We start from the raw sequence: 7782 nt of genomic DNA on the forward strand, positions 1-7782 counted from the left end.
TTGATTTACCGCTCAGCCGTTCCTTTTGGCGATCCGATTCAACGGTTGAGCAAGCTTCCTACATATCTTAATAATTCGTTAGCAGAAGTCGTATTATAACCGTATTCATCAACAAGTCTTGCAATAACTTCATTGACACGTTTCAGCTGCGCCTCATCCGGCGTTTTGCTTGACGTTGTAATTTTCACTACATCCTTGAGATCGGCGAATAATTTTTTCTGAATCGCTTCTTTCAGCCGCTCATGCGACTTATAGTTAAAGCGTTTGCCTTTACGTGCATAGGCAGAAATGCGGATCAAGATCTCTTCTCGGAACGATTTCTTCGCATTTTCGGAAATGCCGATTTGTTCTTCAATGGAACGCATCAGCTTCTCATCCGGATCAACTTCATCACCGGTAATCGGATCGAAAATTTTATTGCTGTTGCAATACGCTTCAACATTATCCAGATAGTTATCCATTAATGTTTTTGCCGATTCTTCAAAAGAATAAACAAATGCCTTTTGTACTTCACTTTTTGCTAATTCATCATATTCGCGGCGGGCAAGTGCAATATATTCAGTGTAACGCGAACGATCCTCGTCACTGATGGACGGATGCTGCGCCAGCCCTTCTTTAATGGAGCGCAAAATATCCAGTGCATTGATCGACGGTACACCTTTCTTAATGATTGCAGAAGAAATCCGGTTGATGACGTAGCGCGGATCAATGCCGCCCATCCCTTCATCAGGAAATTCATTCTGCAGTTCCTTAATATCGGCTTCATTATAGCCCTCAACGATTTCGCCATCGTAGAGCCGCATCTTTTTAATGAGATCAATACCACGACTCTTGGATTCCTTCAAACGGGTCAAGATCGAAAATACAGCTGCCGTACGTAGCGCATGCGGCGCGATATGCACGTTTGCCACATCACTTTCCGAGATCAGCTTCTCATAGATCTTCTCTTCTTCACTAACTTTCAGATTGTACGGAACCGGCATCACAATCATTCGTGAATGAAGTGCCTCATTCTTTTTATTGCTGATAAAGGCCCGATATTCGGTTTCGTTCGTATGCGCGACAATCAATTCATCCGCCGAGATTAAGGCAAAGCGTCCGGCCTTGAAATTACCCTCTTGAGTCAGAGACAGCAAATGCCACAGAAATTTCTCGTCACACTTCAGCATTTCCTGAAATTCCATCAGGCCTCGATTCGCCTTGTTCAGCTCACCGTCAAATCGATAGGCTCTCGGATCGGATTCTGATCCATATTCGGCAATCGTTGAGAAGTCAATGCTGCCGGTCAGATCAGCAATATCCTGCGACTTCGGATCCGATGGACTGAACGTACCGATCCCCACGCGCTTGTCTTCTGAAAGAAAAATACGCTCCACTGGAACGTCCTCAATCTGTCCGCCGTACTCTTTCTCAAGCCGCATCACATTTAACGGTGACAAATTTCCTTCAATGCGGATGCCCGTCTCTTGAAAGAAGTCTTCGCGCAGGTGCGGCGGAATTAAGTGAAGCGGGTCTTCATGCATCGGGCAATCCTTAATGGCATAAATCGCCCCTTCATCGGTCCATGAATACTTTTCCAAGCCGCGCTTCAGCATCGTCACAATCGTTGATTTACCGCCGCTCACCGGACCCATCAGCAGCAAGATACGCTTCTTTACGTCCAAGCGTCGCGCTGCAGGGTGAAAATACTCCTCTATGAGTCGTTCGATCGCTTCGTCAAGTCCGAAGATCTTGTCATCAAAGAAATGATAATGTTTATGTCCGTTCTGCTCCGAAACACCAGCGGAAATAATCATCTGATAGACACGGGAATGTGCGGACTGTGCGATCATCGGATTCTTCTTCACTAGTTCAAGATAGTCTGCAAATGTGCCTTCCCATTTCAGCTGCTCTTCATAGTCGCGGAACTGTTTCAGTTTATCAAGAAAGTTCATTGTATCCCCCCTAGAAAAGATTCACCAATGCTTCTGACCATGTACTTAAGTGTATGCGTTCATTCGCTAATCTTTCATGAAACTATGTACAGATTGAGAAGGAATCGTTAATGAATCCAGCGGGAAAAGCCCAGCAATAGGAAAAATCAGATTTCATAAAATTTTTATTACACTTTTTGAAATCCTGAGGGGGATCATACAATCAATGAAAAAACAAGGATGATACGGATAGTCAGGATAATCCCGGAAAACGCTGCTGGCGCAGTGCTTCGTAGAGCATGATTGCAGCTGAATTCGATAAATTAAGTGAGCGGATTGCGCCCGTCATCGGCAATCGAATGCAGCGATTCTGATACTTGGCAACAAATTCTTTCGGTAATCCGGTTGTTTCTCGTCCGAAAATAAAATAGTAGTCTTTACTTGTATCGCTATAGTCAAAGGCATCATAAGGCCTGCTGCCGTCGGTTTCAACAAGGTAGTATTCGCTTTGCGGATGCCGCTCAAAGAATTCGTCAAGTGAGTCATAGTAATGAAGATCTACTGAGTCCCAATAGTCCAAACCGGCACGCTTCAGATGCTTATCATCAGTAGAAAAGCCGAGCGGTCGAATGAGATGAAGTCCGGTGTTTGTTCCGGCACAAGTTCTGGCGATATTTCCTGTATTCGGTGGAATAAGCGGCTGATAAAGCACAATATGGTTACTCATTTCTGGTGCACACTCCTCATTATGAAAACAACAATACGTTACTCGTTAGAAAAACCAAGCTGTGCTTGGCCTTAAACCATTCTGATTTTTGTGTACGCTCCGATTGCTCGCTTGCCGCGGGCGCACCGCGTGCCTCCTCAGACAGGCTAGAATCTGCGGGGTCTCGCCTGGCACGCATCAACAAGGCGCGATCCCGCAGGCGTCAGAGCGCTTTTGTGTCGCGAACGGACTTATTGATGAAATGCCGCTCGTTACTCGTGAAAAAAGGCCGGATCAACCGACCTTTTCTTTGAAAACGCATCTATTATAGCACAACTTAAGCAGCGCACTTAGGTTTGATCGCGAATATGAAAGAATTTATACTGAATTTTACTGGTCCATGCCGGGGAATCGCGATAAGCCCAAGAACGGTGCCGTGCATCGTAAGTATGCGCATTTACCAGCGGTTCGCCGTTGGCATCGAGCGCGGTCACCATTGTATTATGGTTCCAGTGCCCGTCCCCTTCAAAGTCATAACAGATGACATCACCTGGGACAAGTTCACGCGCACTGCTTTTCTCCACAGCACCAATCACACCTTCCGACTTGGACAAGTACCAGCGCAGCGCATTGGCAACCGTCCAGCTGAAACTCCAATTCGTCCGCTGCTGCCACCAGCCCCTACTGCGAATCGGATTGCCCCACATGCGAATGCCCCCGGCATGAAGGCATTGAGAAATATAGTTGGTGCAATCATCGGCGACAACCGGATACTGCGGATTTCGGCGGTTCCACCACAAATCGGCATAGCGTACGGCAGCCAGCCGATCATAGGTGCGCGAACGTAGCTCGAGCGGTGCTAGTTCACCGGACTCCCGCTCAAACTCCTGCTCTTCCTTTGCAACGATCGGCACCAGAGCATCCGAAACCAAACGTTGATTTCGCAGCACAGACTGGCGATTTTCCAAACGTTCTTCAAGAATAAATGTACTTTGATGTTTGATCAGCCATTGCATGACCAAGCAATAATCAACGACGAGGTCCTCACGCTTACTGGTTGCACGCACATGATTTGCCCGAACGAGCGTACGTTCAATTTCAGCCTCTTGATCCTTCAGCGCTTTGCTTCTCGCCGTGAATCGGCGCTTTTCTTCCGGGTCAAGCGGCATCTTATGAAGATCGGCATTGCCGACCCAATAGTCCCCCAACATGGTTAGATGATTCTGAAATGCAGTTTTCCAGTCCACACGCATTCCCCGCTTCGACATGATCTCGTTACACCTTATGCCTTAATGCGAGCAATCATACCGAATCATTGGCGGATTCCATTCAGCACTTCGTTTCCAAACCCAATAAGTATTCTTTCACTTTGAGACCGCCGGCGTACCCGGTCAATGCTCCGTTTGTCCCGATGACGCGGTGGCAAGGAACAACAATGGGCAGCGGATTTCGGTTGTTGGCCATACCGACAGCCCGTACTGCCTTCGGACGATTCACGATACCCGCAATATCCTTATAGGAACGCGTTGTCCCGTATGGAACGTCGATCAGTGCCTGCCACACCTCACGCTGAAATTCAGTGCCCTTCATGAGCAGCTTCAAAGAAAATGTCTTTCTTTTACCGCTTAAGAATTCCGTCAGTTGATCAGCCGCATCTATGCAAGCTGCAGCATCGTCCTGCAAAACAGTTGGCAGGCCGTGTTTTGCTGCCCAGCGCACGATTTCCGCTCGCTTGGCAGCAAGCGGGCCAAAGTCAATCCGACACAGCCGATCTTGGTAAACGGTGAGCGTCAGCATGCCAATCGCGGTATCTTGCTCACTCACCGCTAGATAATCTTTTTGTTCCATCGTTTTAGGGCCCCTTTCTAATCGATTGAACGCACGATTTCAACTCAATCACTGCATGATCCTGCTGAAAAATCATGAGTCGGTCAGCATTACGCCAAGAAGTCCAATCCTTTAGCTCCGATGTGATTCACGACCATTATCTAAGAAATTAGTTGATTTCGCAATGATAGAAAACGCTTGATCGGTTTTAAGATCATGTTCGTTCGCCTTGAGCCTGCACCGATCCGGCTGCTTCATTGGCGCGATTCAATTGGCTTTAAAAAAGCGCTTCTCTTTGAAACATTGCCTGAAGCATCACGCATCATTTATGGTACACTTACAGTAGATCGGTCGAACAGGAGGCATGTCATGTTTGATGTTTCGATTTCTTCTCAATTGAAGGATTTAGTGCCTGATTTTAAAATCGGTATCATTTATTACCCGTCAATTGCGGTTGGCGAGCTCCCGTCCTTAATTGGTGAGCGCCTGCCCCTCTACTATGAGAACATTCACTTATCATTGACCGAGCATCACGTCAATGAAATTCCCGGCGTTCGGGAATGGCGTCAGGTGTTTAAAAAAATCGGCTGTGATCCATCCCGTTACCGCCCTTCTCAGGAAGCATTGCTGCGCAAAATTAAGAAGGATGGTCACCCGCATTTCATCCATTCAGCAGTGGATCTGCTGAACTTCTTCAGCGTCCAGCACGGCATTCCGATGGGCTTGTATGACGCCGCACATCTTGAAAATCCAATTCAGATTAAAATTGGCACCGATGCCGATCAGTATAACGGTTTGAATGGCCGCATCATGCATATGAAGGACAAGCTGGTATCCATTGATGGATGCGGTGCATTCGGCAGTCCGATCGTCGATTCGCGACGAACCTGTGTCACCGAGAAGACAACCGAAGCACTGCAGATTATTTACCTGCGCCCATCGATGGCGGCCAATGAAGCACAACAATTAATCGAGAAAATGGCGGAAATGTTTACCCAAGTCCATGGCGGCAGTCATGAATGGACATTGATTCGCTAGAATATAATGTTTTGAGCGTTTTCGCAAGGAGGGAAACGATTTGAATTCCAATTTATTTAGTGTCGACTATTTTAAAGAAGCGCTCCATTTGCAAATTAAGAAGAATGGAGACGTGCATACGCCGATTCAAACGATGAACAGCTACTATCACACGGTCATTTCGGCAATCATCCAGGACCGGATCAATAAGAACTTCGAACTGATCCGCCGCATCCGTAATTTAGACACCGCATATAACGAAGTCAAGGCAGAAATTGAGCAACAACAGCACGTGCAGTAGTAACGAACCGAGGCCGTTCCGATGATTGGAACAGCCTCGGTTTCTATTTATTTTGCTGCACGAAAGCCAGCATTTTCCGCTTCGCTACGGTTTTTAAAGCATCGTTCGGCTTTAGTCATCTTATAATACGGATCAGACGGCATGTGATAAATTTTTCCTCGTGAGGAAATGTTGCCCTTGATTTTCCCCTGACACGCTCCATCTGGACTCGAGTTACTTTCAGAGGAGGCACTTGCGGGTTGGTTCGCTGGTTTGCTGTGCCCCTGAATTTCCCGGTACGCGTCTGTCCCTTTCATGAGATCAGGATGAAAGCCGTCGGCTGCGGCATAGCCATTTACAGACCAGACGCCGAGCCGCTTCGTCTTGGCCTGCTGCTCAACGGCTCGTAACTGATCGATGTATTTCGTATTCGGTGGATACACATACGCGACGCGGGCAAGACCGGCCGCTAACTGAAGGGCTTCAAAGGATCGGCCATCGACAAAAACATACGCCAGCAGTCGTCCATACTTATCCCGCCCACCGTTTTTTGCAAGCTCAAGCGTTACCGTTTTTCCATCCAGCAGCTTATGCGCATTGCTGCTCGCTTCCGGTCCATAAGGTTGCACACCTAAGGAAGGATGATGCGTCTCCGGTGTATCAATCAAAAGCACACGCACCGTCACAATTTTTTTCTGATAAAGCACTTGAAAGGTGTCGCCGTCAACCACTTCAATGACCTTGGTATGTACTCCGCCGGCAGGTTCTTCGATAGCGGAGTCGTCCGTTTGCACGGGCGCATCGGCTGTCGACCCGGCAGAATGCTCGGCACTGCTCGATAGCTGCGCCGAGCTTGAAGACGTTGAAGCATCTGTGTTCAGTTCGCCGCCTGCTGCACATCCGCTTAAGAAGAGAGCGGCAACGACCCAATAAAACGCTTTAATCCAATTCGTTTTTTTCATCCGATTCACCTAATTATCTTTCCTTGTCCATCGCAATCCTTGCACTCAATCGCCCACGTCACTTCTTATCGCCGCTTTACAGACGGCAGATTGGCAGCGGACACTTATCCTCACAATGACAAATCGCTTTAATATAATCGAGATCCTTAATCACGATCGCTCCATGATAATAGTCGATCGCCCCATCTTTTTTCCATGCTTGCAGCATCCGGTTGACCGTTTCGCGTGTTGAACCGATCAATTGCGCGAGGTCGGTATTCGTCAGACTGATCGTGAAATGAATCCCGTCCGGCTCTGTGCGACTAAACCCATGAATCATGCGCAGCAAAGTCGAGGCCAGTGCACCGGTTTTCCCGTAAAAAATGAGATCGCGCAGCTTAATCTGAGTAAACTGCCCCATCATCCCGTTCCATTTCATAAATTCGAAGGATAAGCTCGAATTCGAGATGAGCAACGGTTCGAGGTCCTTTTCCGCAATCACACCGATTGAGCAGTCCGAAACAGCCGTTGCGGTAAACGAATGCTCTGTACTTCCAAGACTGCTGATTGAACCGAACAGATCACCATCCATAAAGTAGTGAAGCACCAGATCTCTTCCATCATATGCCGATTTAAACAGCTTCACATGTCCTTGAACAATGAAAAAAAGTTTATCGGCGCTGTCCCCTTCCCAGAAGATATTCGCGCCTTTTTTATATGAAGTCACTGACATCACGGAATCGAGTATTTTCAGACTTTGTTCCGAGAACACATGCGTGTTATTCATCTCATGTGATGGGAAACAAATTGCTTTTTCCAAAAAAATCACGCCCTTATCGTTCGTTAGCTTCCTACTTTCATTATAAAAGATATTTTCATGATTTCGCGGTAAAACTGTGACGGAAATCATACAACTTCACGAAAATACCTCTCTTTTCTTGTCGTGAAGACGTTCTAAACCGTGAGAGGCGCAAAGTATCGTTGATTTTCATGAATAGAAACGATAAGACCCTGAATTATTCACCGCTTGCCGTTTTTTCGGGATTTTGCTCACCAGGATGCAGCCAACCTGATTTCACTTGATTTTTTGAATGGAAA

At 47.1% G+C, this 7782-nt stretch carries 8 protein-coding genes; 2 read left to right on the plus strand and 6 right to left on the minus strand.

Features of this window, described 5'->3' with window-relative positions:
- Nucleotides 1-38 precede the first annotated feature (38 nt).
- The 4 genes from AA84_RS0102980 to AA84_RS19535 all read right to left on the minus strand — a co-directional run bounded on the left by AA84_RS0102980 (nt 39) and on the right by AA84_RS19535 (nt 4467).
- A complete protein-coding gene (locus AA84_RS0102980; protein ID WP_028975959.1) occupies nt 39-1934 on the minus strand; it encodes a PrkA family serine protein kinase in 1896 nt (631 codons plus the stop codon).
- 232 nt (nt 1935-2166) lie between these two features.
- Nucleotides 2167-2640 (minus strand): tRNA (uridine(34)/cytosine(34)/5-carboxymethylaminomethyluridine(34)-2'-O)-methyltransferase TrmL, encoded by a 474-nt coding sequence (gene trmL, locus AA84_RS0102985; protein ID WP_028975960.1) that lies wholly within the window; start codon nt 2638-2640, stop codon nt 2167-2169.
- Nucleotides 2641-2969: 329 nt separating this feature from the next.
- Nucleotides 2970-3887, minus strand: a complete 918-nt coding sequence (locus AA84_RS0102990; protein ID WP_028975961.1) for an amidase domain-containing protein — start codon at nt 3885-3887, stop codon at nt 2970-2972.
- A gap of 61 nt (nt 3888-3948) precedes the next feature.
- Nucleotides 3949-4467 (minus strand): methylated-DNA--[protein]-cysteine S-methyltransferase, encoded by a 519-nt coding sequence (locus AA84_RS19535; protein ID WP_010023680.1) that lies wholly within the window; start codon nt 4465-4467, stop codon nt 3949-3951.
- A 348-nt stretch (nt 4468-4815) separates the two neighbouring features.
- On the opposite strand from AA84_RS19535, the gene AA84_RS0103000 reads away from it, so the two are divergent.
- Both AA84_RS0103000 and yvfG read left to right on the plus strand, forming a co-directional pair.
- Nucleotides 4816-5484: a B3/B4 domain-containing protein gene (locus AA84_RS0103000; protein WP_028975962.1), complete on the plus strand. Its 669-nt coding sequence runs from the start codon at nt 4816-4818 to the stop codon at nt 5482-5484.
- 40 nt (nt 5485-5524) lie between these two features.
- Nucleotides 5525-5764 (plus strand): protein YvfG, encoded by a 240-nt coding sequence (gene yvfG / locus AA84_RS0103005; RefSeq protein WP_010023678.1) that lies wholly within the window; start codon nt 5525-5527, stop codon nt 5762-5764.
- A gap of 47 nt (nt 5765-5811) precedes the next feature.
- On the opposite strand, the gene AA84_RS0103010 is transcribed toward yvfG, so the two are convergent.
- A complete protein-coding gene (locus tag AA84_RS0103010) occupies nt 5812-6705 on the minus strand; it encodes a thermonuclease family protein (protein ID WP_028975963.1) in 894 nt (297 codons plus the stop codon).
- 76 nt (nt 6706-6781) lie between these two features.
- The gene (locus AA84_RS0103015; RefSeq protein ID WP_223362282.1) at nt 6782-7513 is read right to left on the minus strand and encodes a Crp/Fnr family transcriptional regulator; all 732 of its coding nucleotides are present in this window, start codon (nt 7511-7513) and stop codon (nt 6782-6784) included.
- Nucleotides 7514-7782 lie beyond the last annotated feature (269 nt).

It is taken from the genome of Sporolactobacillus terrae DSM 11697, from assembly GCF_000648615.1.
Taxonomy (GTDB): domain Bacteria; phylum Bacillota; class Bacilli; order Bacillales; family Sporolactobacillaceae; genus Sporolactobacillus; species Sporolactobacillus terrae.